This is a genomic window from Acetobacterium tundrae (assembly GCF_008086615.1).
Classification (GTDB): domain Bacteria; phylum Bacillota; class Clostridia; order Eubacteriales; family Eubacteriaceae; genus Acetobacterium; species Acetobacterium tundrae.
The window spans coordinates 229,841-256,092 of the sequence record NZ_RXYB01000001.1; the positions used below are offsets into that span (position 1 = coordinate 229,841).

Sequence of the window (26,252 nt, forward strand, 5' to 3'; positions counted from 1 at the left end):
GTTCATGCTAAAAAGTAAAACAACACAATCATTGATTTCAAATAGTCTGGTGCCAATGGTTGTTGAACAAACAGGTCGTGGGGAAAGATCCTATGATTTGTTTTCGAGATTATTAAAAGAAAGAATTATATTTTTAAATGGAGAGATTGATGAGAACCTTTCGTCACTTATTGTTGGGCAACTAATTTTTTTAGAAGCTGACAATGCAGAAAAAGATATACAAATATATATCAATAGCCCAGGAGGATCAGTAACGGCAGGTTTTGCTATTTTTGATACGATGAACTATATTAAATGTGACGTTTCAACTATCTGTGTTGGAATGGCGGCATCAATGGGGGCGTTTCTGTTGACAGCTGGGGAAAAAGGGAAGCGGTTTTCGTTGCCTAATAGTGAAATCATGATTCATCAACCGCTAGGTGGTGCGCAAGGACAAAGCACAGATGTTGAGATTTATGCTAGACGTTTGATTAAAACGAGAGAAAAACTAAATGAAATTCTTAGCGAGAGAACGGGACAACCACTAGAGACTATCGCCAAGGATACAGATCGTGATAATTTTATGGACCCTGAAGAAGCTAAGATCTATGGATTGATTGATGAGATCCTTGTTTCAAGATAGGAGGTTTAAAAATGGCAAGAAATGAAGATGGCATAGAAAATGCTCGTTGCTCCTTTTGTGGTAAAAGCCAGTCTCAGGTTAAGCGAATGGTTGCTGGTCCAGGTGTTTACATTTGTAATGAATGTATCGAACTCTGTGAAGAGATTATAGACGTGGATAATTTACCAGATGAAATAGTATTTGAAGATGTTCCAAAACCAAAAGAAATCAAGAAAAAATTGAGTGAGTATGTTATTGCTCAGAATAGGGCAAAACGGGCATTAGCCGTTGCGGTATATAATCATTATAAACGCATTACTTCCATGGAAGAGACCGATGCTGAAGTTGAGTTGCAAAAAAGTAATATTTTATTGATTGGTCCAACAGGTTCAGGGAAAACACTTCTAGCGCAAACACTGGCGCGGGTTTTAAATGTTCCATTTGCCATTGCCGATGCAACATCTTTAACGGAAGCGGGATACGTTGGCGAAGATGTTGAAAATATATTATTAAAACTCCTTCAAGCTGCAAATTTTGATGTTTCCAAAGCAGAAAAGGGAATTATATATATTGATGAAATTGATAAAATTGCCAGAAAAGGTGACAATCCATCCATAACACGAGATGTCAGTGGAGAAGGTGTTCAACAGGCGTTGCTTAAAATACTAGAAGGAACGGTGGCTAATGTTCCTCCGCAGGGAGGACGTAAACATCCTCATCAAGATTTTATTCAAATTGATACCAACAATATTTTATTCATTTGTGGTGGTGCTTTTGATGGCATCGATAAAGTGATTGAACAGCGGACCGAGAAAAGTTCAATGGGTTTCGGAGCTGATATTCGCAAGGGCAAAGAAAAACTCATCGATGAAAAAATGAATACCGTTCAACCCCAGGATTTATTGAAATATGGTCTGATTCCTGAATTTATTGGGAGAATTCCAGTGATTGCATCGCTTGAACATTTGGATGAAGAAGCTTTAATTCAAATATTGACAGAGCCACGTAATGCTCTGGTTAAACAATATGTAAAAATGTTTAAAATTGAAGGCGTTGAGCTTGAGTTTCAAGAAGATGCGTTAGTTGCGATTGCAAAAAAAGCACTCGATGCTAAAACAGGTGCTCGAGGTCTTCGCGGAATTATTGAAAATATCATGCTTGATATTATGTTTGAGGTGCCCTCTAACGAAAACATTCAAAAAGTAATCATAACAAAGGATGTTGTTGAAAAACAAGTGGAACCAATTATGATTTTAGGACAGAAAAATGAATGTGTAGATGTAAGCAGTGATGTAGTATCTTAATAGCCGGATAACTTTCATGGCCGTTCAAAAAGTCCAATTACTTATTGGTAGTCAATACCGTGTATTTGAAGTTTTTGTACGGTCTTTTATTTAAGTGAAGGCGATGCGGCAAATGAGTGCATGTACTTACTTAGTGATTGCCTGCGAACCACAGAGAAACTCGCAAAACGTATTTCTTTTGGTTTCTTGAAGAAATAGTCTTATAACGAAAGAAGTAAGGAGCTGATAAAGTTGAGTATCGAAGAAAAAGAAATTACAGATGAAGTAACTGGCCGAGTAGGTATGACTGAACCCGAATTATTTGTTCAGGAGAAAGAAACTCTACCGTTGATACCATTACGCGGAATGAGCGTTTTCCCTGGGATGGTTGTTCATTTTGATGTTGGTCGGGAAAAATCTGTCAAAGCACTTGAAGCAGCAATGGAAAGGGATCAAATGGCATTTTTAGTCACTCAAAAAGAAGTGATTAAAGAAGATATCACACCTGATGATTTCTTTAACATCGGTTGTAAGGTAAAAGTTAAGCAGCTGTTAAAAATGCCGGATAATCTTGTCCGTGTTTTAGTAGAAGTTCAAGAGCGAAGAAAAATTGTCGAGTTTGATAGTTTGGAACCATATTTTTTAGTTACGACAAATCCGATCCATTCAGTATTCTATGACACAAAGGAAAACAGAACGCTCATACGAATGATTCGAGAATCTTTTGCAAATTACATGAATGTGACAAGAAAAGTTGCGACCGATCTGATTTTGGCAATGGATTCATTAGATGATCCTGATCAGCTTATTGACATCATTGGGGCAAATCTATTTTTAGACTTAGAAGACAGTCAACGATTAATTCAAGAAACCGATGTGAATAAGCGATTAGTTATTGCCTATGAAATTCTTGTTGAAGAAGTTGAAATGATAAAGATCGAACACAACATCGACGAGAAAGTCCGCAGTGAAATGTATAAGCATCAGCGCGAATATTATTTGCGTGAGCAGATTAAAGTCATTCAAAATGAGTTGGGTGAAGGTGATGTCCAAAATGAGTTAGACGTTTATAAAGATCGTTTAGAAGCCCTTGATGTGGATGATGAGGTGCGTGACAAAGTTTTAAATGAAATCAACCGATTGAATAAGGTGCCCCAAGGTTCTTCAGAAGCTGGCCTGATTCAAACCTATATCGAATGGATTTTGGATTTACCCTGGAACACATTAACAGAAGAGACATTTGATGTTGCTGTTGCCAGAAAAATATTGGATGAAGATCATTATGGCCTTAAAAACGTCAAAGAACGAATTTTAGAATATATTTCAGTATTAAAACTTTCAAAAAATTTAAAATCACCGATCCTTTGTCTAGTTGGACCTCCTGGGGTTGGAAAAACATCAATAGCCAAGTCCATTGCCCGAGCCCTTAACCGTGAATATGTGCGGATGTCATTGGGTGGAATGCGAGATGAGGCGGAGATTAGAGGCCATCGTCGAACTTATGTTGGCGCAATTCCAGGTAGAATTCTTTATAATATCAAAAAGTGTGGAACCAGAAATCCTCTTTTCCTTTTAGATGAAATTGATAAATTAGGACAAGATTTTAATGGCGATCCGGCTTCTGCTTTACTTGAAGTATTAGATCCTGAGCAAAACAACACGTTTACCGATCATTATTTAGAGCTCCCTTTTGATTTGTCCCAGGTTCTGTTTATTACAACGGCTAATTCATTATCAACGATTCCACGACCGTTGTTGGATCGAATGGAAGTCATTGAGGTGAATGGATATGTTGAAAGTGAGAAAGTGGAGATTGCTAAAAAATATCTCATTCCCAAGCAACTGGAAATTCATGGGCTGAAAAAGTCAACCTGCAAGTTCAGTGAAGGGGTTATCAAAGATACAATTGAGTATCACACCCGGGAGTCTGGAGTACGTGAGCTTGAACGTAAAATTGCGCAAATATGTCGAGTCGCCGCTAAAGAAATAGTCGAAAATGACCGAAAAAGTATTAGTATAACTAAAAAAAATCTTGAGAAATTTTTAGGAAAACATCAATACTCGTATGAAACGGTTGGTGACAAAACAGAGATTGGCGTGGTAAATGGGTTGGCATGGACATCAGTTGGAGGAGACACGCTTCAGATTGAAGTGATGGTTGTGGATGGTACTGGAAAAACAGAACTTACCGGCCAACTTGGTGATGTTATGAAAGAATCGATCAAGGCTGGAATTAGCTATATCCGTTCCCAGGCAGAGGTGCTGGGAATTAATCCTGATTTTTATTCTAAAAAGGATATGCATTTACACGTCCCGGAAGGTGCGGTTCCCAAAGATGGTCCTTCAGCGGGAATCACTATTACGACTGCGCTAGTATCGGCATTAACAAATAAGCCGGTCCCACAAAATCTGGCGATGACTGGTGAAATTACGCTCAGAGGCCGAGTCCTTCCCATTGGAGGGCTGCGGGAAAAACTAACAGCTGCGCATCGTGCGGGAATCAAGGAAATTATTTTGCCAAAAGAAAATGAAAAGGATCTTGAAGATATTCCAATAGTTGTTTTGCAAGCTTTACACATCCAGTCTGTTTCAAACATGAGTGAGGTCATTGAAATAGTTTTTAATCAATTGAAACAGAGTAATTAGGCCAGGCTCGTTAGAAATGGAGATACTATGAAAGTAAATAAAGCGGAGATTGTCATCAGTGCTGTAGCAGAAGCTCAGTATCCAGGTGATAATCTTCCCGAAGTTGTTCTTCTTGGACGATCAAATGTTGGTAAATCAACATTTGTCAATACGCTGATTGAGCGTCGAAACTTGGCGCGAACGAGCCAGCAGCCCGGGAAAACACAAACAATGAATTTTTATCAAATTAATGACCTTTTTCGTTTTGTTGATATGCCGGGTTACGGTTATGCGAAAGCATCCAAATCTGAACGCGATAAATGGGGAAAGATGATCGAAAAATACTTAAGGCAAAGAGAAAATGTTGTCATGATCTTTCAGCTGATTGATTCCCGACATGAACCATCGGAAGATGACTTCTTGATGTATGAATGGTTAACATATTATGAATTAAACCCTGTAATTATAGGTACTAAAGCTGATAAAATTTCAAGAACAAATCAAAAAAAATCCATGAATCAAATAGCTAAAACTTTGAATTTAAAAAATTCTCGTGAGGTGATTCTTTTTTCTTCTGAAACAAAATTAGGAAAAGAAGAATCATGGAAACTAATCGAGTCGGTATTAAAATAGACATGAATAGTTTGGTTTGTGCAGATGATGTATATTAAGTTAAGAGCTTCCTCAGGGTAGCTCTTTTCACTTTGATAGCAAGAATTAAAAAAGGCGGACAAGAAAAAATGATGGAAGCAGAAATTCGAAAAATTGCGTTTGATTTAGGAATCGATCTCATTGGCTTTTTTTCGGTTGAACCGCTGGTTGAGTGTCTTCCATATCTAATAAAAAGATACGAAGCCGGCTTAATTACTGGATTCGAAGGTGGCCAGCCTAAAGATCGAATCAATTATCAACACTTCTTTCAAAATGCAAAATCAGGAATTGTTATTGGAGTCAGTAGTTATCAAAAACTAAAGAAACCAAGTGATGACAAAAAAAGAGCCGATTTGGCATCTGTTTCCTGGGGCGAAGATTATCATGTTGTCCTGCGAAATTTAATAAATCATTTAATGGAAAAGATTAATGAGAATTTAACTGCTCAAAGGAAGCCGACGGTAACTTATAAAGCCTTTGTCGATAACAGCCCATTGATTGATCGGGGATCTGCCTATCGTGCCGGATTAGGATTCTTCGGCAAAAACAATCTTCTGATCAGTCAAACGTTAGGATCATACTTTTTTATTGGTCAAGTTTTACTGGATGTTGAGATAGCATTTAATCCAGCACAAAAAATTTCCAATGGCTGTGGAGATTGTCGTCGTTGTCTGGATGCATGTCCCTATCAGGCGCTAGGTGAAGGATATACCCTTGATCCTTCACGATGCATTTCATATATAACACAAAAAAAGACGCTTTCAACGGATGAAGAAAAAAGAGTCAAAACTTACCTCTATGGATGTGACCTATGCCAGAAGGTCTGCCCTTATAACAAGGATTTGAAAAAAACAAGTGAAAGACGATTTTGGACAAGTCCTGAATTAGCTTATCCCGATATTGAAGATATTTTAGTAATGACAAATAAAATCTTTAAAGAAAGATTTGGGAAAACGGCTGCTGGATGGCGAGGAAAAAAAACGATTGTACGTAATGCACAGTTGATTGAAAAAAATGAAAAAAAAAATGATTAATTTATTCATTAATGCTATAATAAGCAGGTTGAAGAACTTTGAAGCGGTTGACAAAATAATTAAGGTTATCAACCATAGCAAGTTGGAAAATTTGTTAAATTAATTAAATATGGAGGAATAAATGGTACGAGATCCAGTTGAACCAAGTCCAACTGGAAATGTTCATGTTGGCAATTTACGGACAACCCTATATAATTATTGTATATGTCAAGCCGTATCATAATAATCGGCGAAAGGCATGGTCGGGGTATTATATTGATTATGGATGTCTGGGAAAACGAAAAAGTATGGTCCCAATTAAGTTCAATTGAGTCTGTTATTGAATAAAAATATATAATTTGATTCACAAAATTGTGAATCAACGAAGGAGGAGAGCGTGTGGATAAACAGAAAGTAAATAAGAAAAGTATAGCCCAATTAATAGGTATTATCCTGCTTATTATTGTTGCAGCATATGTGTTATTTGTTGGCTTTACCGTTAACGTGTACGATATTGGTAAAATTCAAAACACAATTAAGTATGGTTTGGATTTGACCGGAGGGGTTAACGTTGTTTTAGAAGCCACAAGTACTGATGGAGGAGCGGTAACATCTGATGAAATAAGTTCGACAATTTCAACAATTAGTCAAAGAATTAATTCCATCGGGGTTTCCGAGCCGACCATTACGAAACAGGGCGATAATCGAATTCGTGTTTCGATTCCGTCAATCAGCAACCAGGAAGAAGCACTGAGTCTCATTGGGAAAACGGCTCAGCTTGAGTTTTTAGGCCCGGATGATTCAGTTATTCTGACAGGACAAGACATTGAAGATTCCAAGGGTGTTATGCAAACCGATAGCAGCGGGGTACAAAAGCCTGTGGTAACTCTTAAATTCAATGAAGAAGGAACCAAGCTTTTTGCTGATGCGACACAAAAATATATCGGGCAAGTGATAAAAATAAAATTGGATGATCAAGTTATTTCTTCGCCGACAGTTAATGTTGCAATTACCAATGGCGAGGCAGTGATTGAAGGACAGGCGAGTCTTGATGAAGCCGGAAGTTTGGCTGAATTAATTCGCGGTGGGGCCCTTCCAGTGACGCTTGAACCAGTAGAAGTTCAGACGATTGGCCCTACATTAGGACAAGATTCGCTGAATGATACTTTTCATGCTTGTATTATTGGGATTAGCGCAGTGCTTATTTTCATGCTGCTTGCTTACCGCGGATTTGGTGTATTAGCTGATTTAGCTTTGATTATATATATCATGATTTTGTTGATACTTATGACAGCACTAAATGTAACGTTGACCCTTCCGGGTATTGCCGGGCTGATTCTTACGGTTGGTATGGCGGTGGACGCCAATGTTCTCATTTTCGAACGAATTAAAGAGGAATCCCGACTTGGAAAATCATTGCTGACGGCCATCGATAATGGTTTTAAAAGAGCGCTTGGGACAATCATCGACTCAAATGCAACAACATTGATTGCCGGATTTGTACTTTTCTTTCTCGGAAGCGGAAGCGTCCAAGGTTTCGCAGTCACCTTGATTTTGGGTATTTTGGTGAGTATGTTTACGGCCGTTGTTATTACGAAACAGTTAGTAAAAATTTTGGTCAAAACAGGATTATTTAACAATAATGCTTTTTACGGACTATAGGGAGGAGAGCCATTATGAAAAAGAATTTAAATATCGCAAAAAATGTTAAAATATGGTTTGGCATCTCCCTGGTATTGATTACCATTAGTTTAGGTTCCCTTTTGATTCAGGGGCTTAATTTTGGAATCGATTTTATCGGCGGAACTATTATTAGTATTGAATTACATACGCCATTTGAAAATGCAGATGCTCGTGCTATTGTCGATAAGTTCGATCCAAGTGCAGATGTGACCTATGCAGGTGATGCCCAGACGGAGGCGGTTATCACGACTAAAAAGAGTTTTACTACCGAAGAACGTCAGGCTTTATTCTCAGGTTTTCAAGAAAAATATAATCTGGCGAATACTGACCTTATATCAGTCGATACGGTAAATCCTTCTATTGGAGCCGAGGCTTCTACTAATGCAGTTAAAGCCGTACTTGTTGCAGTCGTGTTAATGTTGCTCTATATTACCTTTCGATTTGAACTCATCTCTGGTATAACCGCTATTATGGCATTGGTTCATGACTTGATTGTTGTTGTCGGTGTTTATTCAGTTTTCCAAATTCAAGTGAACTCGCCATTTATTGCGGCAATTTTAACAATTCTTGGCTATTCCATTATGGACACCGTTGTCGTATTTGACCGTATCCGGGAAAATCGTCCAAAGTTTGGGAAGTATGCCTATGGAGAATTGTTGGATGCCAGTGTAACACAAACGATGCGACGTAGTATTTTTACTTCCGTTGCGACATTCGTTGCGATTACATCACTGTATATTTTTGGAGTGCCGGCTATCCAGAATTTCGCACTGCCGTTAATGGTTGGGGTCGTTATTGGAACGTATTCTTCTATTTTCAACGCTGGAGCTCTTTGGTATGTCATTAAAACGTATCAGCATAAAAAGAGCATGAAAATAACCGGGACAAAAGTTTAATTTAGGCTGAGTAAGCTTAAGCGTCAGAGAAATATCTCTGGCGCTTTGTTTTTATCCATTAAGGATAGAACACCTAGAAAATAATTTAGAGGTCGAGTAATGACAGTAAAAACAAAATGGATATTACGTAACAAAAAAAACAACATCAGAGAAGAAAACAGGACGAAATTGGAAGAAGATTTAATCAGCAGTTTTGGGTTAAGTGCTTTAGCTGCGGATCTTCTCATCAATCGAGGGTGTTCCTCCATCGAAGAGGGACGCTGTTATTTAGAACCAAACTTAAACGATTTGCATGATCCATTTTTATTTGAAGACATGGAAAAAGTTGTGAAGAGGATTATTGATGCCAGAGAAAATAATGAAAAAATATGTATCTATGGAGATTATGACGCAGATGGGACAATCGGTACGGCAATCCTGTTAAAATTCATGAAAGAACAGGAATTTGATGTGACTTATTTTATCCCTAACCGTCTGGTTACAGGATATGGACTACACACTTCTCCCCTGCAGGATATAATAGATGAAGGCGTGACTTTATTAATCACAGTGGATAATGGAATTTCAGCAAATGAACAAGTCGATTTTTGCAATGAAAAAAAATGTGACGTGATTATCACAGATCATCATGAATGTCATGGAAGCCTTCCAAAGGCTTATGGAATCATTAATCCAAAGGTACCAAATGCTGCATATCCATTTAAAGAACTATGCGGAGCAGGTGTGGCATTCAAACTTGTTCAGGCATTGGGTGAAATACTCGATGTAGTCATAGATCTCCAGGAAAGTATTGAATGCGTGGCATTAGCGACTGTGTCTGATCTCGTTCCCCTTCAGGATGAAAATCGTTGTTTGGTGTCATTAGGATTGAATTATCTTAATAATGGTCCTAAAAACCCAGGACTACAGGCTTTGATGGAAGTCAGCGAATTGAAGACTTTAAAAGCTTGGCATTTCGGGTTCGTGCTGGGTCCAAAAATTAACGCCGCCGGACGTCTTGGTGAAGCAGACCATGTTGTGGAACTTTTAATTGGAACAGATACTAAAAAAATAATGTCAACGGCATGCTTCCTACGCGATGAAAATAAAAAACGGCAGGAATTAGAAAGTAAAATTCTCGAAGAAGCTTTGCAAACAGTGGATTCATTAGAACTTTATAAGGATGAAATTATCGTTGTTGTGGGAGAAAATTGGCATAGTGGTGTTATTGGCATCGTCGCAAGCCGGATTCAGGAAAAGTATTATAACCCAGTTATTACGATCAGTGTTGAGGATGGAGTAGGAAAAGCATCCTGCCGGAGTGTGGATGGCTTTAATATTTTTGAAGCACTGTTATCATGCGAAGAACTCTTTATCAGTTTTGGCGGACATGAGCAAGCGGCTGGTTTCAGCATCAAAAAAGAAAACATCGAAATGATGAAAGCGAAAGTCATTGACTATGGAAAATCGGTTGATATAAAAAAACAGTTGATAAAAAAAGTGTATTACGATGCACAAATAAACGAAACGGACATCACTTGGACAACTTTAGATGAATTGGCATTATTTGAACCATGTGGTATGGGAAATCCTGGAATCCAGTTTCTGATGAATAATCTTACGGCAATATCCATGGGAACGATGGGCAGAGAAAACAATCATTTGCGCATGAGTCTAAAAAATGGTTTAAAAGCTGTTGGTTTCGGACTGGGAGATTTTTATTCCACTCAAGTTGATGTTTTAGGTGGAGATTACAATGGCGTCATGTTAGTTTGTCGATTGGATATGAATGAGTATCGCGGCAATACAACCTTGCAATTGCAGATAAAAGATATTAAGCTGAATCCTGTTTGGCAAGTCAATATGGCAATGCAGTTGGTAAAGACAATTGTTATGGAAGAAAATCCGAAACAAAAAATTGAAATATTAATGAATGAGAATTTATTAGAAGAACTGAAATTAAGTGTCGTGATGATTCGCAAAATTTATGTTCTTTTAAAAAAGAGCGAAGAATATGGAGTGCCAATCCAAAAGGTCGGTGAAGGCAGTCAGAATGTTTCACCATTTCATGTGCTAATGTCTTGTGAGATACTAAGAGAAGCAGGATTGATTGCATATGGCATAAAAAATGAGATCGTTTTCTCCAAAATAATTCCAGCCAATGAAAAAAAGGATATTCAAAATACGAAACTAATGATAAAATTAGAAAAAATAATAAGTGACGAGTGAGGGAGAAGAGATGGATCTAAAAGATAAAATTCAGGTGTATGAAGATTTCCCCAAAGACGGGATTAGCTTTAAGGATATTAACAGCTTGATTTTAAACCCCAGCGCTTTTCAATATGTCATTGATGAAATGGCAAAGGTTGCAAAGGCTTTGGATGCAAATTTGGTGGCGATTCCTGAAGCAAGAGGCTATATTTTTGGGACACCGCTGGCTTATTTAATTGGAGCGGGTTTGGTGCCGGTTAGAAAACCCGGGAAATTGCCAGGTGAAGTTTCTTCAGTAGCGTATGATCTGGAATATGGATCAAATATTGTTGAAATACAAAAAAATGCAATTAAACCAGGTGATCGGGCCATTGTTGTGGATGATCTCCTCGCAACAGGCGGAACATTGATGGCAACCACAAGGCTTATCGAAAAGCTGGGGGGGGAGATTGCCGGGATAATTACGCTGATCGAACTCACAGAATTAGGCGGCCGTGATTTACTAAAAGATTATTTTGTTCATTCAATTGTGACTTATCCCTATTAAAATTTTTTTAAAATAGAAAAAAGGCAGATACAATATGGAAAATGATGCAGTAAAAGGAAAAATTGACAATGTAATAAACCTAGTAAAAGCAAACAATCCAGATGCCGATACCGAAATGATTTATAAGGCATATGAACTTGCCAAGGAAGCTCACAAGGATCAGAAGCGACTTTCAGGGGAAGATTATATAATTCATCCGGTTTCTGTTGCCTATATTTTGGCAGAAATGCAGATGGATACTGAAACAATTGTAGCTGCCCTTTTACATGATGTAATTGAAGATACCATTTATTCCTATAATTATATTAAAGAGGCATTTAATGAAAATATAGCTGATTTAGTTGAAGGAGTCACTAAGATCGGCAGAATAGGCTTTCAATCGAAAGAAGAAAGCCAGGCCGAAAATTTGCGTAAAATGGTTCTAGCAATGTCAAAAGACATCCGAGTCATTTTAATAAAATTAGTTGACAGACTTCATAACATGCGAACACTGGAATATATGCGTGAATCGAAGCAAATTGAGAAGGCTAAAGAAACTTTGGATATTTATGCCCCATTGGCAAATCGTCTGGGAATTTCAACGATAAAATGGGAACTTGAAGATTTATCGTTGAAATATCTGGATCCCGAAGGTTACTATGATTTGGTTCATAAAATTAAAATCAAGAAAAGTGCTCGAGAAGCTTATATTGCTGATGTGATCAAAGTATTAACACGAGAAATTGAAAAAGTTGGAACGAATGCAGAAATCTATGGCCGATCAAAACATTTTTATAGTATTTATCGAAAAATGAAAAAGCAGAACAGAAGTTTTGATGAAATCTATGATCTTATTGCAGTTCGGGTGATTGTGGATTCATTAAAAGACTGTTACGGCGTTCTAGGGGTTGTCCACTCCCAATGGACACCGATACCGGGACGATTTAAAGACTATATTGCGATGCCAAAACCAAATCTCTATCAGTCAATTCATACAACTGTTATGGGGCCAAAAGGTGAACCCTTTGAAATCCAAATTAGAACAAGAGAGATGCATGAAACCGCAGAATACGGTATTGCTGCCCACTGGAAATATAAAGAAGGGCGGACGGATTCAGTCGATTCAAAAGATGCGAAGGACAACAAATATGAAATGCAGATGTCCTGGCTACGCCAAATGCTTGAACTTCAAAGAGATTCAGAAGATGCCGGTGAGTTGGTAGAGACAATAAAAGTGGATCTGCTTAATGACGAGGTATACGTTTTTTCTCCAAAAGGAGCCGTGGTTCCTTTGCCGGCAGGATCATGTCCACTGGATTTCGCCTATCGGATTCATAGTGATATTGGAAATAATTGTGTTGGTGCGCGAGTCAATAATAAGATTGTGCCGTTAAACAGCCCATTAAAAAGCGGCGATATTGTCGAAGTCATGACATCAAAGAACTCAAATGGTCCCAGTCGAGATTGGCTGAGTTTTGTAAAAAGTCCTCATGCCAGAAATAAAATTAAACAGTATTTTAAAAAAGAAGAGAAAGATGAAAACATCCAAAAGGGTCGCTTAGTACTTGAACGGGAGATAAAACGGCAAGGATTACAGCATTCCAATCTTTTAAACTTAGTTAATTTAGAAATTCTTACCGAAAAATGCGGCTATAAAAGTCTCAATGATTTTTATGCAGCAATTGGATACAATGGGATCAAAACGGGGACCGTATTGCAAAAAATGCGTCTTCTGTTTCCCAAGGAGTTTACAGAGGAAGCCGAAGAAATTGTCTTTAAAAAGCCTCAAAAAGAACAGAAGAAGACTAGTAGCACGGTCATCGTTGCCGGACACAATGAGATTGACGTTCATTTTGCGAAGTGTTGCAATCCGGTGCCTGGTGATAAAATAGTTGGTTATATAACGAAGGGGCGGGGCATATCCGTTCATCGCGCTGATTGTTCAAATGTTCTGAATTTGAGTGATCCGGAAAGAATAGTTGAAGTCGAATGGAACAAATTCAGTACCGGGTCTTTTACAGCAGAAATTCATATTAAAGCGAATGAATCACCCAAAACGATTATAGAAATTTCAAAAATGTTTCTTGAAATGAAAATTCCGGTTACGGCGCTGAATGTAAAAACAGAAAAAAACGAATATGACTATTTTACGGCAACCCTGGAGGTAAAGAGCCGTCGAGAGCTAAATTTGCTCATTAAAAATTTAAGTAAAATCAAGGAAATTATTCAGATATACAGAGTGTAAGGAGAAATGATGCGGGCAGTGATACAACGAGTAGTGTCTTCAGAGGTACGGGTTAATCAGGAAAGCATTGGCAAGATTGGTTATGGGATGAACGTGTTTCTGGGTATAAAATCCGATGATACAGAAGCAGATATGGATTATATAATCCATAAACTAGTCAATTTGAGAATATTTGATGATACCGAGGGTAAAATGAATCTCTCCATTTTAGACATAGCGGGCGAATTACTGTTGGTTTCACAATTCACACTTTATGGTGATTGCAGAAAAGGAAGACGACCGGGATTCACTCGCAGTGGATCGGTGGAGGAAGCACAGAAAAAATATGATGTTTTTGTTAAAAAAATAAGAGAACAGCCGGTAAAAAAAGTTGAAACAGGAATTTTTCAGGCAGAAATGGAAGTATCGATCATTAATGATGGCCCAGTGACATTATTACTGGACAGTGAAAAACAATTTTAGGGAGAAATTATGAAAGTTATTAAAAAATCCCTTGGTCAAATGGGAACAAACTGCTATGTTTTTTGGGATGAAAAATCTCTAGAAGCGGCAGTGATTGATCCCGGATTTAAGGATCAACGGATTGTCGAAATCATAGAAAAAAATAAATTAAAGGTTAAATATATATTGTTAACCCATGGACATTTTGATCATATTGGCGGTGTTAGTCAAATCAAAGATATAACAGGAGCCAAGGTTCTGATTCATAAAAGTGATGCCGATTGTCTAACTAATGCCGGAAGAAATCTTTCAACGGTGATTGGGATGCCTTTTGATCTGGCACCGGCAGATGGCTATTTATCTGAAGGAGAAAAAATCCAGGTTGGAGATATGAATATTCAAGTCTTCTATACGCCTGGCCATTCAAAAGGCGGCGTCTGTTTCTTAGTAGGTGATACGCTTTTTGCAGGAGATACTTTATTCAACACATCGATTGGAAGAACTGATTTTCCAGATGGTGATCTGGCAGAACTGCTAAGCGGCGTCCAAAAAAAACTGTTTGTTTTGGATGATAATACAAAAGTTTTGCCTGGACATGGGGAAAATACAACCATTGGCTATGAAAAAAAACACAATCCATTTTTCAAAGGATGTGTATAGGAAAATGGAAATAAGAGTTCTTCGTTTTGATTTAGAGCGTCCATCACTGGAATACAATTTTCATGAATTATATCAGGCCTTCGATCCAGGCGTTAAAAATATTCTGGAGGGTGAAGCAGAAGGTGTGCTTTCTCAAAAAAATGAAGGCGATCGCGTTGTTCTGTCTTTGTCCTGGAAGGACAAGAAATCATTAGTACGACGGTTCCCGTTTAAGAGTATTGAAGACTCCCTTGATAACAGTGTTTACAAGGGGTTTCTTTATGATTTTTTGTCTGAATATTTCGAGAGAAATCTTCAGTGGGGTACATTAACCGGAATAAAGCCTGTAAAAATGGCACGAAAATATTTTGAGATGGGATTGGATTCCCCCAAAATCGAAAAAAAATTCAGAGCAGATTATCGGGTCAGCAGTGATCGGGCAAAACTCCTGATTGATCTGGCTGAAAAACAAAAACCTTTTATGATTCCAGAAATAGATTGTAATGGCAAGAGACGGGTGAGTATTTATGTGGGAATTCCGCTTTGCCCTTCTAAATGTGCTTATTGTTCGTTTGTTTCAACCATTGTTGACAAAAAAGGAATTAATTTAAATGCGTATTTCAATAATTTACTGTTGGAAGCCGATCGAGTTGGAAAACTATTTAAGATATTGGAAATATCTGTTGATACGCTTTATATTGGCGGCGGGACACCAACCGTATTAAGTGCTGAGCAGTTAGACAGTTTGATGACAGTCTTGGAAAGTTCTTTTGATCTTTCCAATCTTAGAGAGTATACCTTAGAAGCCGGACGTCCGGACACGATTACTCAGCAAAAATTGGAAGTTGCCCAAAAACATGGTGTTCAGCGAGTCTGCCTCAACCCGCAATCGATGAATCCTCAAACGATGCTTGCAGTTGCAAGGCCGTGGGAAGAGGGCTTGGTTGAAAAACAGGTAGCGCTAATAAAATCAATTGGTTTTGAAACGTTAAATATGGATCTTATTATAGGTCTGGGTGATGAAGGTCCGGATGACTTTTTCGATACATTAAAAAAAGTGATATCATTCGATCCGGAGAATATAACAATTCATAATCTTTCGATAAAAAAAGGTTCTGAAATAAAAAATCAGAATGGTATTGTTGTTAGTAAAGGATATGGAGAGGAATTCTATCAAACGGTTAAAAATCGTCTGCATGAACAAACCTACGACCCCTATTATTTATACCGTTTAAAATACACAAGGGGCAACAGCGAGAATATTGGTTACTCAAAACCTGGACATGAAGGGATATACAATATCATGATGATGTCCGAGTGTCAGTCAACCATTGGTATTGGTGCCGGCTCAACTGGTAACCTCTATGAACCAACTAATGACTGTATCCAAAAAGTTTTTACGGTGAAAGACGTCAAGACTTATAATGATCGGTTTGAAGAGATTGTTATGAAAAAGCTTAAAATGTATGAGCTTTTCATTGCGAAAAAATAAAAATATTAGGGCCAATTGTTTATCTGCGGTGTTTATTATGCTAAAGGATAAAGAATTGGCTTTTAGAATTTCCAATATTTTTGGTTGCGAACGATTATAAGAAACTTAAAAAGTATGTTCTTTTATACTTGGTTTTGTTCAAAAGTTTACTTTAAATCTTTGTTTTGGGGGAATCATACTTGACAATTTAGTAAGAACATCATTATAATATATAGGTTAGTTAAGATGATAAAAATGTAGATATATATCGGAGGTAGAATGAAGACTTTTTATAGAAATGCCATGTGTGGCGAATTAAAAGCAGAAAATGTCGGAAAAATTGTTGAACTGTCAGGATGGGTGGATAACCGTCGTAATCTTGGCGGGGTTCTCTTCATTGATTTAAGAGATCGTTCTGGCAAGATTCAACTCGTTGTTAATGAAGAAAAACCGGAAGCGTTTGAAACGGCTGAAAAGGTTAGAAATGAATATGTATTAAATATTAAGGGCAAAGTCGTATTAAGAACCGAACAGAATGTTAACCCCAATATTCCTACTGGTGAAATTGAAGTTGAAATACAAGATCTGAAAATTCTTGATACCGCTGAAACACCGCCGATTTATATTGAAGACAACGATCAGACAAACGAGGCGGTACGGCTGAAATACCGTTATCTTGATTTGAGAAAACCGAAATTTCAGAAGATATTGATGACCCGTGCAAAAACTGCAACAATTGCCAGAAATTATCTAAATGAACAGGGCTTTTGCGAAGTTGAAACGCCTATCCTTGCTAAACCTACTCCAGAAGGAGCAAGAGATTTCCTGGTGCCATCGCGCGTGCAAAAGGGAAAATTCTTTGGGCTGCCGCAGTCGCCTCAATTATACAAACAAATTTTAATGATTTCCGGTATTGATCGATATTATCAGCTCGCCAGATGCTTTAGAGATGAAGATTTAAGGCAGGATCGTCAACCGGAGTTCACCCAAATCGATATGGAAATGTCCTTCGTTGATAAGGACGATATCATTGCCATCAGTGAAGGTATGATTGCTAGGATAATGAAAGAAATCAAAGGCATTGAGGTACAGATTCCGATGATGCGAATGACTTATCAGGAAGCTATGGATCAATACGGTTCGGACAAGCCGGATACACGTTTTGGGTTGAAACTTATGGATTTGTCAGATATTGTTAAAAATTCTGAATTTAAAGTCTTTTCAGGGGCTATCAAAAAAGGCGGAAGCGTCCGGGCAGTCAATGCCAAAGGAGCTCAGGATAAGCTAAGTAAAAAGGCTATTAAAGGACTTGAAAGTTTTGCAAAAATATATAAAGCAAAAGGGCTTGCATGGATCGATGTTTCAGAAGGCGAAATGAAGTCACCAATTCTGAAATTTATTTCTGATGCCGAAAAACAGGCGATTTTTGACAGAACCAATGCAGAACCAGGCGACTTGATTTTCATTATTGCAGATACCAATGAAATTGTCTGTAATGCGTTGGGACAGTTGCGATTAGAATTAGCCAGAAAACTGGACTATGATTTAAAAGATCAATATAATTTTTTATGGGTTACCGATTTTCCTTTGTTGGAGTACGATGCTGAAGCGGGTCGATATACTGCAAAACATCATCCTTTTACAATGCCATTGTCGGAGGATATACCATATCTTGAAACGGATCTGTTAAAAGTCCGGGCAGATGCTTATGATATGGTTATTAATGGCGTCGAACTTGGTGGTGGGAGTATTCGTATTCACAACCAGGAGATACAGAGCAAAGTCTTTAAAGCTTTGGGCTTTACCGAAGAGTCGGCATGGAGACAATTTGGATTTCTTTTGGAAGCCCTTAAATATGGAACACCTCCTCATGGCGGTTTAGCATTTGGATTAGACCGATTGGTTATGCTGCTTACGGATAGTGATAATATTCGTGACGTTATTGCGTTCCCCAAAACGCAAAATCATGGTTGCCTGATGATGAATGCTCCCGCAGAAGCAGAGCTTGATCAGCTGATTGATCTTGGTATCAGTGTTGATGAGATTTAATATAAAAATAACATAAAAGAACTCGATTTAATGAGCAATGAGATAAAAATATAATGGGTATCTGTGAGTTAAGAAACTAGATACCCTTAATCCAAACTAAATTTTACTGAACTAAATGAACAAAAATGAAAAATAACTTGATTAATAGGCCATTAATCATTATAATATGTTTACCGTCTGGGTGTAGCGCAGCTTGGTAGCGCGCTTGACTGGGGGTCAAGAGGCCGGAGGTTCAAATCCTCTCACTCAGACCATTTTTTTATAAGGTGATAATATGGGAAAAGTAAAACGGAAAAATAATAGACGAGTCAATTCATTAAAGAAAACAACTGTTGGCATCGTTTTTTTTTTATTGTAGCGATAATTGTTGTTTCAGGTTATCGTAGTAGCATGAGTATGCTTCTTGAGAAGAAAGAGTATACGGAGTCATATAAAACAGAAATGTATTTTTTTAAAGATGTTGATTATCGAATACTTGATAATTTTTCAGCTAGTGATCTCTCACTAGCTGAGGGCGAAAAGGCCAATGGATATCAACCGCTCACCAATACGCCAAAAGTTGTCAATACAGATTATTTAAATGAACAAATCAAAGTGATTGATACAATCATTTCAGAGGAGTATTATAATAACTGGGGCAGAATTGTTGGCGATATTGTTACAAATTATCAAGGGATGACCAGTATTACAAGTCAGATTGGGGAAACTGAGCGGGAACGCAAAAATTTCCTAATTGAATCGGTTCAATACATGGGACTTGACTTGAATGGGTTGCAGGCAAAGCGTCAGAAGTTTGTTGGTTTACTCGGCGGACAAGAAAAAGAGATAACGCTTAATAATTTAGGAATGCTTTCGAGTGGTTACGTTTATACAACGATTAAACCGGTTGAAAAAACATTAGATGAAAACATATTGCCGTATATCAATACTGCTTTTTTAGATTCAGTAAGCAAGATTGATCAAGAATCAGAAAGTCTTTTTAAAGTGGTCAACAACGATCATGTCTATGTTGCTTTTACAATTCCAGAAGATAAGAGTATAATGGGAGAGGATAAAGTGCTTTCTCTTAAAGCTGAGATGATGGGGACTGCAGATAGCGGAATTAATCAAGAATATTATGATTTTTTAATCAAACGGATCGATCAACTTTATTATTTTCCGGAACTTCGGTTTGAGTATAATAAAAAAATATATTCTGGTTATTTTGTTGATATTGTAACAGCGGGTAATCAAAAGATAATTGTGCTGATGGTTAAAGATTATGTCAATGATTTTTCTGATGTGGTTATTGGGGATGCAGCAATATATATTCAAGATTACAATGCATTTGAAATACCTAAAAGTGCAGTATTTAAAGAAAATGGTGAAACAAAAGTAAATATTGTTACAAAAGACTATTTTAAAAATTCATTAGCCGTCTCGGTAGAAAAATATAACAATGGGGATGCGATATTGAAAGAAATAGATAATCCCAATTTAGGTAGTGGAATGCGAATAAGCATTCATCCATAAGGAAGTGAAAGTGTGATTTCTGATAATATTAATAAGATAAAAGCAGAGATTCCAAATAATGTAACGCTTGTTGCTGTCACCAAGTATCACAGCATTGAAGATACAAAAGCAGTGCTGGATGCGGGGGTCCATGATCTAGGCGAAAGCAAGGTTCAGGATTTTTTAAAAAAATACGAAGAATTTGGAAATGAACCGCGTTGGCATTTTATTGGACATTTGCAAAAAAACAAAGTGAAGTACTTGATTGGAAAAACTTTTCTGATACATTCAGTCGATTCTCTCGAATTATTGGATGTAATTGAAAAGGAAAGCAAAAAACAAGAGACGGTTACGTCGGTATTACTGCAATTAAATTTAGCTCGAGAAGATAGTAAATCAGGTATTTTGATAGAAGATCTGGAGGAAGTGCTAAAAGCGATTCCTAAGTATAAATATGTCAAAGTAAAAGGCCTTATGGCAATTGGTCCGTTAACACAAAATAATGAAGAAATTCGGAATATTTTTGTGGAATTACGAAGAATTTATGATAAAATAAAAGAGAAAATTTTGGACGACGTTATACAAATGACTTACTTGTCCATGGGTATGACTGATGATTACACAATTGCAATAGAAGAGGGTTCCAATATGATAAGAATTGGACGAAAAATATTTAGTAGTTAGGAGATATATGATGGCAGAAAAATTTAAGGATAAAATTATTAAGGTTTTTGGTATGGAAGTGGATAATGAGGATGGTTACGATGAAATCTATGAAGAGGATGTTTATGATGACCACACTGAAGATAACAAGAGTGCATTCAGTTCGCCAAAAGCAAAAAAAACATCGACAACACGACATAGTGAATTATCCTTTGATGAAGGTCCGGAAGTATTAGTGTTAGAACCTGAAGTTTTTAAAGATGCTCCAAGTATTTGTAATAAAATTCGAAATAACAAAACAGTAGTATTAAACTTGAAAAATACCGACTATGAAAATGGCCGTAAGATTTTTGATTTCTTAAGTGGCGCATTGTTCGCATTGGATGGTTCAATTAATAAAATCGCGGATAATGTATTCATTTTAGCTCCAAAAGCAGTATCAGTATTAACCAATCCCGAAAGAGATGATGTCGATTTTAATGCACCAATCTTGGAGTGGGATGAGGACATGGAATAGGATTGCCTATGCTTCAGGGAATTTTTATAACAGCAGGATATTATTTGTTTGAGCTGATTACGGTTTTAATCTTTGTTAATATCGTTTTTAGCTGGGTGAGACCGGATCCAGACAATATTATTGTAAAGACAATTTACGGTCTGACAGAACCGATCCTGTCACCATTACGCCGATTTACAGTATTTGGACCGATTGACTTTTCCCCTTTTGCTGCAATTCTGTTATTGCAAATGGTTTTCTATCCCCTTTACCAAAAGATAATTACACTTATCTTTTAAGATGAGGATGAATTTCGGAAATATGAAAGGATGTCTTATGACAGAAAAAAAAGATGTTTTTTTATTATCACGTGTGGTAGATGCCTGCAATAATAATTTTGCACCCCGTTTTTTTGATTTCTACGATGAAATATTCCAGCAAAAAATAGCGGACACCATAAAAAATTATGGTGTCCCTTATCTGTTTTTTGGAGGTTGCCAGGATGCGGAAAGAAAAATGTTGTGCATTTTTCCGGATTATGTGAATGAAGAAGACTTGGAATGGCCGATTTTTGCGATCGAGTTTGAGAAAAAAATGCCTCTTGATCATCGCAATATTCTTGGAGAACTGATGCACCTAGGCATTACCCGAGAAAGCATTGGTGATATTAATGTTGGTGAAGAGCGAGTCCAATTGATTGCAAATAAAAGGCTCCAAGACTTTTTATGGATAAATTTTAATAAAGTGAAAGGTCGAGAAATAAAAATACAAATTAAAGAATCATCTGAAATGATGACCTTTGATAAAAATTTCGAACGTGTTTCATTTGTTGTTGCATCCAATCGAATGGATGGCATTATTAATAAAATTTGGGGATTCTCCCGGCAAAACAGCTTGGTTTTTATTAAACAGGGAAAGGTTCGGGTTAATTATTCCGAAATTAACAAGAATGATTTTCGAATCAATTCCGGAGATATCGTTTCTTTAAGAGGAAAAGGCAAAGCCAAGATTATCAGCATGGAAGATCGAACAAAAAAAGGAAATATCCGAGTGGAAGTCGATAAGTACATCTGATAGGCATAAAAGGGAGAAATATTAATGAATAAACAGCAATTTGACTACATAGTGCCATTAGAAAGTGATCAACGCTTAGATCAGTTCTGCTGTACATTGCCTGGTGATTATTCACGAGAATATGTAAAACGGTTGATAACAGCAGGAAATGTGTTGATAGATGGTCAAAAAAAGAAGGCCAGTTATCACCTGAAAGGTGGGGAAAATATTTCACTTACAATTCCAGAACCTCGGGAATGTCATATCGTGCCGGAACATATGGCTTTAGACATTATTTATGAAGATGATGACGTCATTGTACTCAACAAGCCTCAGGGAATGGTGGTTCATCCGGCCCCGGGAAATCATCAGGGAACACTTGTAAATGGGCTTTTATACCATACCAAGAATCTTTCGAATATTAACGGTGTTATGCGACCGGGAATCATTCATCGAATTGATAAAGATACCTCTGGACTATTGATGATCGCGAAAACGGACTGTGCGCATCATGGGTTGTCTGAGCAGCTTAAAGAGCATACCATTCTGCGGCAGTACTACGGTCTTGTTAAGGGTGTGATAAAACCCAATAAAGGAACCGTGAACATGCCCATTGGGCGACATCCTGTGGATCGAATCAAAATGGCGGTGGTTGAAAAGAACTCGAAAGATGCGATCACCCATTTTGAGGTGATCAAACGATTTGCTCAATATACTTTTGTGCGTTTTCAGCTTGAAACAGGGCGCACTCACCAAATACGAGTACATATGGAAAAAATAGGGCATCCCCTTGCAGGAGATCCTCTGTATGGCAAGGGGGACAAAAAAAATCCCTTTAAAACACAGGGACAGTGTTTGCATGCCCATACGCTGGGTTTTGTACATCCCAGAACGGGGGAAAGCCTTATATTTAAGGCTCATTTGCCGGATAATTTCGTTGAGCTTTTAAAAGGATTAAAATAGAAAAAAACATTATTTTTAAGGAAAAACAGTTGTCTTATGAAACCGAATGCGGCTATTGTTTGGCAGGGGCGATCACGGATCGCCCCTGAGGGATATGTTTGGTTTTTAGATATTATCGACGACGATTTCCATGGCATCAACGGCGTCCTGGCTGGGCGTGACGTACATAGTATTCTGATTGGTGAAAATGACCATCCCAGGTTTTGCTTTGCTCGGTTTTTTCAAATATTTGAATTCGAGATAATCCACCGGCACATTGCTGGAATTTTTTGATTTGCTGTAAAAAGCGGCTAAAACTCCTGCTTCCAATACGGTTTTCTCAGGAATGAAACGTCCATTTGCCATAATCAGAACGTGAGAGCCAGGGGCATCTTTTACATGAAGCCAGCAATCTTCATCTTTCCCCATTTTTGTGGAGATATAATCGTTTTGATAGTTGTTTTTTCCGACAAAAATATGAAAACCTTCGGATGAAAGATAGTGAAGGGGTTTTGAAGGAGTTTGCTTTTTTTTATCTTCTTTGGAAAGTGCTTTTTTGTTAAACTCGGAATGAAGAAATTCATGCCGAATTTCATCCAGCTCATCGAGTTCAGTGGATTGATCCAATCCATTGATGAGACTTTCTAAATAGTAAATTTTATCTTCGGTTTCCTTGATATAGCCACTTAAGTGTTGTAATGCAATTTTACTCTTATTATATTTTTTATAATAACTTTGAGCATTTTGAGCAGGTGTTCGATTGACTTTTAGCGGTACCTCAATGCTTTGACAATCAGGGTCATAATAATTAATAAGAGTGGCAGTTTCCTGACCTTTTTCAAGGGCATAAATATTAGCGGTAATCAAATCGCCATAGAGTTTGTATTTTTCACTTTTATGGGATGATTCCTCATCAAGATGTAAATTTTTTAATTTTTTAACATTCTTTTTAAGAAGGGTATCCAGTTGATGGCGGAGATTTGCACTTCGTGTTTTGAAACGGATTGCTTTATCACGTTTATAGTAATAGTCTTCAAGCATCTCCGATACACTTGAATATGTTTCATGGTGATAATCTTCCCTTAAATGGTGAAGGTCGATGGTTGAAAAGTCAACCATGCTCCTATTCTGGTAAATTATATTAGGATAAGCGTTCTCTTTGAAAGAATCAATAACCTGGCAAAAACCTTCATAAAAATATTGTTCTTGCTTTTTGCTGAGTTCAGATATACTGCTGTTGGGATTAATCCCACTTCTAAAGGCGATTTCCCTGGCAATAGCAGGACTAATTCCTAAAAATGCCTGAATGCATGTTTTTTCAACCGTCACATCCTGATTGAGAAGAAGGATGTTGTTAAAGGAATCGGTGTCGAACTTTAAAAAATTCAAACGGTTGTTTTCAGGTGGATAAATGTAATCCCGGCCAGGTAGAATTTGCCGATATCGACTGGAAGTTGAACCGACCTTTTTCATGGAATCCAGAATTTTATGGGATTCATCAACTAGGATAATATTACTGTTTCGCCCCATGATTTCAACAAGAAGCTTTCGAACAACCGTATCATTAAATTCATTTTTGGAGGAGATTGATATCTCCAAAACACGATCTGTTTCATGCTGGGTAATGTCAACAATGGTGCCATTTAGAATATATTTTCGCAGAACCATGCAAAAGCTTGGCGGAGCACTGGGGTTCTCTTTCTTTGTTTTAGTGAGGTAAGCCATGGGATTGCTGGCATTGGCAGACAGGAGAACATGATGATTTTCTTTGCCTACATTGACCAGCATCCTAATTTCATCAGTTTCCGGTTGATATATTTTTCGAATACGGCCTCCAATTAAGAGGACTTTAAATTCTTTAATTAAATGATACAGGGTAACGCCGTCATAAGCCATATTAATGATGCTCCTTTCGAATTGTTGGCTTGATTTTATCATGTTCTGCTAAGATGTAAAAGTCTTTTAAAAAAATAAAAGAGGATGACAGTTGAAATTTAAATGGATATTGAATTCAACAACAAATGTAGGGTGGATTCTTGACTTTTTAAGAAGAATTCGATATAGTGTATAAATTAAGTAACTATGTAGTGTATAATAAGATATATGAGAGATAGTACTTAATGAGTTTAAAACGAAATTAAATGCAGTGTGAATTTGTGAAGGCTTGGTGGTGTGAACATATTAATGTGATCATGAGGGAAAGGGGTGTTGGTTTTACTGAGGAAAGTGGAACGGGTACCTACTTATCTGTAACGGTGATCAAAAGATTAGAAAAACCGATCAAAATATAGATAGCAAGGTTTCTTGAGGAAGTACTTAATATAGAGGCAACCCGGTAAAATGGTTTAAAGGAAGAATTAACATAGCTGATTTTAGTAGAAATGGAGAAACGCCATGAAAAGTATGACAGGCTTTGGACGAAAAGATTTTCGTGATGAGGAAGTAGATTGTTCAATTGAAATTAAGACAATTAATCATCGCTTTAGAGACTTTTTCATAAAAATTCCCAAAACACTTAATCCAATTGAAGAAAAAATCAGAAATACGATATCACAAAGCATTTCAAGAGGGCGAATTGAGGTATTCATAAAATATACCGAACTTGGAGCAAAAAATAAACGGATTGTTTTTAACCGCGATTTGGCAAAGAATTATATCTCGGTTTTAAATGAAATCCGCAGGCTTGATTCCATGATCGGTGATGACTTGAGCTTATCATTGATTTCGAAATTTCCCGATGTGATGATGATTGAGGAAGATCATGATGATTATGAAAGTATTTGGTTGAAGATCGAACCGATTTTACAAAAGACGTTAGCGGAAGTTGAGGCAAGTCGGGAAAGAGAAGGAAGCGCCCTGCAAAAAGATGTTACAAATCGCTGCGAAGCGATTCGAAATTATGTAATAGAAATAAAAAAGAGAAGTCCAGATATGCTTGAACGATACAAAGAAGAACTGCGGGAAAAAATATCTTCTTATGTTGAATCTGTTGAATTAGACGAAAAACGTCTATTGACAGAGGTTGCGCTCATGTCGGACAAACTTAACATTGATGAGGAATTAACTCGTCTGCAAAGTCATTTAGAACGATTAGAAGGAATTATAGTTGAAACTGAACCGGTTGGAAGAAAATTGGATTTTTTAATTCAGGAAATAAATCGAGAGATTAATACCATTGGATCAAAAGCCAATGATTTAGCGATAGCAAATATTGTGGTAGATGTAAAAAGCGAAATCGAAAAGATAAGAGAGCAAATTCAAAATATTGAGTAGGGGTGTTTATTAAGTCTATGA

23 protein-coding genes and 1 tRNA gene are annotated in these 26,252 nt (G+C 37.3%); 23 read left to right on the top strand and 1 reads right to left on the bottom strand.

What is annotated here, in order from left to right:
• Window positions 1-4: 4 nt before the first annotated feature.
• The 22 genes from clpP (at window position 5) to FZC40_RS01155 (ending at window position 22,979) form a co-directional block, all read left to right on the top strand.
• A complete protein-coding gene (gene clpP / locus FZC40_RS01050) occupies window positions 5-622 on the top strand; it encodes an ATP-dependent Clp endopeptidase proteolytic subunit ClpP (protein WP_148602091.1) in 618 nt (205 codons plus the stop codon).
• Between the two features lie 11 nt (window positions 623-633).
• Window positions 634-1,905, top strand: a complete 1,272-nt coding sequence (clpX, locus tag FZC40_RS01055) for an ATP-dependent Clp protease ATP-binding subunit ClpX (protein ID WP_148602092.1) — start codon at window positions 634-636, stop codon at window positions 1,903-1,905.
• Between the two features lie 282 nt (window positions 1,906-2,187).
• On the top strand, window positions 2,188-4,530 hold the full coding sequence (gene lon, locus FZC40_RS01060) for an endopeptidase La (protein WP_186843630.1): 2,343 nt from the start codon (window positions 2,188-2,190) through the stop codon (window positions 4,528-4,530).
• Between the two features lie 27 nt (window positions 4,531-4,557).
• Window positions 4,558-5,142 carry a ribosome biogenesis GTP-binding protein YihA/YsxC gene (gene yihA, locus FZC40_RS01065; RefSeq protein ID WP_148602094.1) on the top strand — a complete coding sequence of 195 codons (585 nt, stop codon included), beginning with the start codon at window positions 4,558-4,560 and terminating at the stop codon, window positions 5,140-5,142.
• 107 nt (window positions 5,143-5,249) lie between these two features.
• Window positions 5,250-6,194, top strand: a complete 945-nt coding sequence (gene queG / locus FZC40_RS01070; RefSeq protein ID WP_148602095.1) for a tRNA epoxyqueuosine(34) reductase QueG — start codon at window positions 5,250-5,252, stop codon at window positions 6,192-6,194.
• 121 nt (window positions 6,195-6,315) lie between these two features.
• Entirely contained in the window at window positions 6,316-6,417 is a 102-nt protein-coding gene (locus FZC40_RS01075) for a glutamate--tRNA ligase family protein (RefSeq protein ID WP_148602096.1), read from the top strand.
• Between the two features lie 155 nt (window positions 6,418-6,572).
• A complete protein-coding gene (gene secD / locus FZC40_RS01080) occupies window positions 6,573-7,835 on the top strand; it encodes a protein translocase subunit SecD (RefSeq protein ID WP_148602097.1) in 1,263 nt (420 codons plus the stop codon).
• Between the two features lie 14 nt (window positions 7,836-7,849).
• Window positions 7,850-8,752 (top strand): protein translocase subunit SecF, encoded by a 903-nt coding sequence (gene secF, locus FZC40_RS01085; RefSeq protein ID WP_148602098.1) that lies wholly within the window; start codon window positions 7,850-7,852, stop codon window positions 8,750-8,752.
• Between the two features lie 99 nt (window positions 8,753-8,851).
• Window positions 8,852-10,960: a single-stranded-DNA-specific exonuclease RecJ gene (gene recJ / locus FZC40_RS01090; protein WP_148602099.1), complete on the top strand. Its 2,109-nt coding sequence runs from the start codon at window positions 8,852-8,854 to the stop codon at window positions 10,958-10,960.
• A 10-nt stretch (window positions 10,961-10,970) separates the two neighbouring features.
• Window positions 10,971-11,489: an adenine phosphoribosyltransferase gene (locus tag FZC40_RS01095; RefSeq protein ID WP_148602100.1), complete on the top strand. Its 519-nt coding sequence runs from the start codon at window positions 10,971-10,973 to the stop codon at window positions 11,487-11,489.
• Between the two features lie 34 nt (window positions 11,490-11,523).
• On the top strand, window positions 11,524-13,713 hold the full coding sequence (locus tag FZC40_RS01100) for a RelA/SpoT family protein (protein WP_148602101.1): 2,190 nt from the start codon (window positions 11,524-11,526) through the stop codon (window positions 13,711-13,713).
• A gap of 9 nt (window positions 13,714-13,722) precedes the next feature.
• On the top strand, window positions 13,723-14,175 hold the full coding sequence (dtd, locus tag FZC40_RS01105) for a D-aminoacyl-tRNA deacylase (RefSeq protein ID WP_148602176.1): 453 nt from the start codon (window positions 13,723-13,725) through the stop codon (window positions 14,173-14,175).
• A gap of 9 nt (window positions 14,176-14,184) precedes the next feature.
• The gene (locus tag FZC40_RS01110; RefSeq protein ID WP_148602102.1) at window positions 14,185-14,814 is read left to right on the top strand and encodes an MBL fold metallo-hydrolase; all 630 of its coding nucleotides are present in this window, start codon (window positions 14,185-14,187) and stop codon (window positions 14,812-14,814) included.
• A gap of 4 nt (window positions 14,815-14,818) precedes the next feature.
• Complete coding sequence (gene hemZ, locus FZC40_RS01115; protein WP_186843615.1) at window positions 14,819-16,285, top strand: coproporphyrinogen dehydrogenase HemZ; 1,467 nt, start codon at window positions 14,819-14,821, stop codon at window positions 16,283-16,285.
• 258 nt (window positions 16,286-16,543) lie between these two features.
• Window positions 16,544-18,313, top strand: coding sequence for an aspartate--tRNA ligase (gene aspS / locus FZC40_RS01120; protein WP_186843614.1), 1,770 nt, complete (start codon window positions 16,544-16,546; stop codon window positions 18,311-18,313).
• Window positions 18,314-18,490: 177 nt separating this feature from the next.
• Window positions 18,491-18,567: transfer RNA gene (locus tag FZC40_RS01125), tRNA-Pro, on the top strand.
• A 187-nt stretch (window positions 18,568-18,754) separates the two neighbouring features.
• Window positions 18,755-19,825 (top strand): biotin/lipoyl attachment domain-containing protein, encoded by a 1,071-nt coding sequence (locus FZC40_RS01130; RefSeq protein ID WP_243135700.1) that lies wholly within the window; start codon window positions 18,755-18,757, stop codon window positions 19,823-19,825.
• A gap of 12 nt (window positions 19,826-19,837) precedes the next feature.
• Window positions 19,838-20,488, top strand: coding sequence for a YggS family pyridoxal phosphate-dependent enzyme (locus FZC40_RS01135; protein ID WP_148566638.1), 651 nt, complete (start codon window positions 19,838-19,840; stop codon window positions 20,486-20,488).
• A gap of 10 nt (window positions 20,489-20,498) precedes the next feature.
• Window positions 20,499-20,984, top strand: a complete 486-nt coding sequence (locus FZC40_RS01140; RefSeq protein WP_243135713.1) for a cell division protein SepF — start codon at window positions 20,499-20,501, stop codon at window positions 20,982-20,984.
• An 8-nt stretch (window positions 20,985-20,992) separates the two neighbouring features.
• Window positions 20,993-21,262, top strand: coding sequence for a YggT family protein (locus FZC40_RS17725; protein WP_148566636.1), 270 nt, complete (start codon window positions 20,993-20,995; stop codon window positions 21,260-21,262).
• Window positions 21,263-21,299: 37 nt separating this feature from the next.
• The gene (locus FZC40_RS01150; RefSeq protein ID WP_148602105.1) at window positions 21,300-22,037 is read left to right on the top strand and encodes a YlmH/Sll1252 family protein; all 738 of its coding nucleotides are present in this window, start codon (window positions 21,300-21,302) and stop codon (window positions 22,035-22,037) included.
• 24 nt (window positions 22,038-22,061) lie between these two features.
• Window positions 22,062-22,979 carry an RluA family pseudouridine synthase gene (locus FZC40_RS01155; RefSeq protein WP_148602106.1) on the top strand — a complete coding sequence of 306 codons (918 nt, stop codon included), beginning with the start codon at window positions 22,062-22,064 and terminating at the stop codon, window positions 22,977-22,979.
• 105 nt (window positions 22,980-23,084) lie between these two features.
• Here FZC40_RS01155 and FZC40_RS01160 read toward each other — a convergent pair whose 3' ends face one another.
• Window positions 23,085-24,854 carry an Rqc2 family fibronectin-binding protein gene (locus FZC40_RS01160; protein ID WP_148602107.1) on the bottom strand — a complete coding sequence of 590 codons (1,770 nt, stop codon included), beginning with the start codon at window positions 24,852-24,854 and terminating at the stop codon, window positions 23,085-23,087.
• A gap of 498 nt (window positions 24,855-25,352) precedes the next feature.
• Between FZC40_RS01160 and FZC40_RS01165 the strand changes: the two genes are divergently transcribed.
• Entirely contained in the window at window positions 25,353-26,231 is an 879-nt protein-coding gene (locus FZC40_RS01165) for a YicC/YloC family endoribonuclease (RefSeq protein WP_148602108.1), read from the top strand.
• Window positions 26,232-26,252: the final 21 nt, after the last annotated feature.

Excerpts from the sequence above, each read along its gene's own strand:
- recJ (WP_148602099.1), top strand. The coding sequence starts at position 8,852 with ATGACAGTAAAAACAAAATGGATATTACGTAACAAAAAAAACAACATC.
- FZC40_RS01140 (WP_243135713.1), top strand. The coding sequence starts at position 20,499 with ATGGCAGAAAAATTTAAGGATAAAATTATTAAGGTTTTTGGTATGGAA.
- FZC40_RS01160 (WP_148602107.1), bottom strand. The coding sequence starts at position 24,854 with ATGGCTTATGACGGCGTTACCCTGTATCATTTAATTAAAGAATTTAAA.
- clpP (WP_148602091.1), top strand. The coding sequence starts at position 5 with ATGCTAAAAAGTAAAACAACACAATCATTGATTTCAAATAGTCTGGTG.
- FZC40_RS01075 (WP_148602096.1), top strand. The coding sequence starts at position 6,316 with ATGGTACGAGATCCAGTTGAACCAAGTCCAACTGGAAATGTTCATGTT.
- secF (WP_148602098.1), top strand. The coding sequence starts at position 7,850 with ATGAAAAAGAATTTAAATATCGCAAAAAATGTTAAAATATGGTTTGGC.
- FZC40_RS01165 (WP_148602108.1), top strand. The coding sequence starts at position 25,353 with ATGAAAAGTATGACAGGCTTTGGACGAAAAGATTTTCGTGATGAGGAA.
- clpX (WP_148602092.1), top strand. The coding sequence starts at position 634 with ATGGCAAGAAATGAAGATGGCATAGAAAATGCTCGTTGCTCCTTTTGT.
- FZC40_RS01100 (WP_148602101.1), top strand. The coding sequence starts at position 11,524 with ATGGAAAATGATGCAGTAAAAGGAAAAATTGACAATGTAATAAACCTA.
- FZC40_RS01130 (WP_243135700.1), top strand. The coding sequence starts at position 18,755 with ATGTATTTTTTTAAAGATGTTGATTATCGAATACTTGATAATTTTTCA.
- FZC40_RS01110 (WP_148602102.1), top strand. The coding sequence starts at position 14,185 with ATGAAAGTTATTAAAAAATCCCTTGGTCAAATGGGAACAAACTGCTAT.
- lon (WP_186843630.1), top strand. The coding sequence starts at position 2,188 with ATGACTGAACCCGAATTATTTGTTCAGGAGAAAGAAACTCTACCGTTG.
- FZC40_RS01095 (WP_148602100.1), top strand. The coding sequence starts at position 10,971 with ATGGATCTAAAAGATAAAATTCAGGTGTATGAAGATTTCCCCAAAGAC.
- queG (WP_148602095.1), top strand. The coding sequence starts at position 5,250 with ATGATGGAAGCAGAAATTCGAAAAATTGCGTTTGATTTAGGAATCGAT.
- hemZ (WP_186843615.1), top strand. The coding sequence starts at position 14,819 with ATGGAAATAAGAGTTCTTCGTTTTGATTTAGAGCGTCCATCACTGGAA.
- aspS (WP_186843614.1), top strand. The coding sequence starts at position 16,544 with ATGAAGACTTTTTATAGAAATGCCATGTGTGGCGAATTAAAAGCAGAA.
- dtd (WP_148602176.1), top strand. The coding sequence starts at position 13,723 with ATGCGGGCAGTGATACAACGAGTAGTGTCTTCAGAGGTACGGGTTAAT.
- FZC40_RS01150 (WP_148602105.1), top strand. The coding sequence starts at position 21,300 with ATGACAGAAAAAAAAGATGTTTTTTTATTATCACGTGTGGTAGATGCC.
- FZC40_RS01155 (WP_148602106.1), top strand. The coding sequence starts at position 22,062 with ATGAATAAACAGCAATTTGACTACATAGTGCCATTAGAAAGTGATCAA.
- yihA (WP_148602094.1), top strand. The coding sequence starts at position 4,558 with ATGAAAGTAAATAAAGCGGAGATTGTCATCAGTGCTGTAGCAGAAGCT.
- FZC40_RS17725 (WP_148566636.1), top strand. The coding sequence starts at position 20,993 with ATGCTTCAGGGAATTTTTATAACAGCAGGATATTATTTGTTTGAGCTG.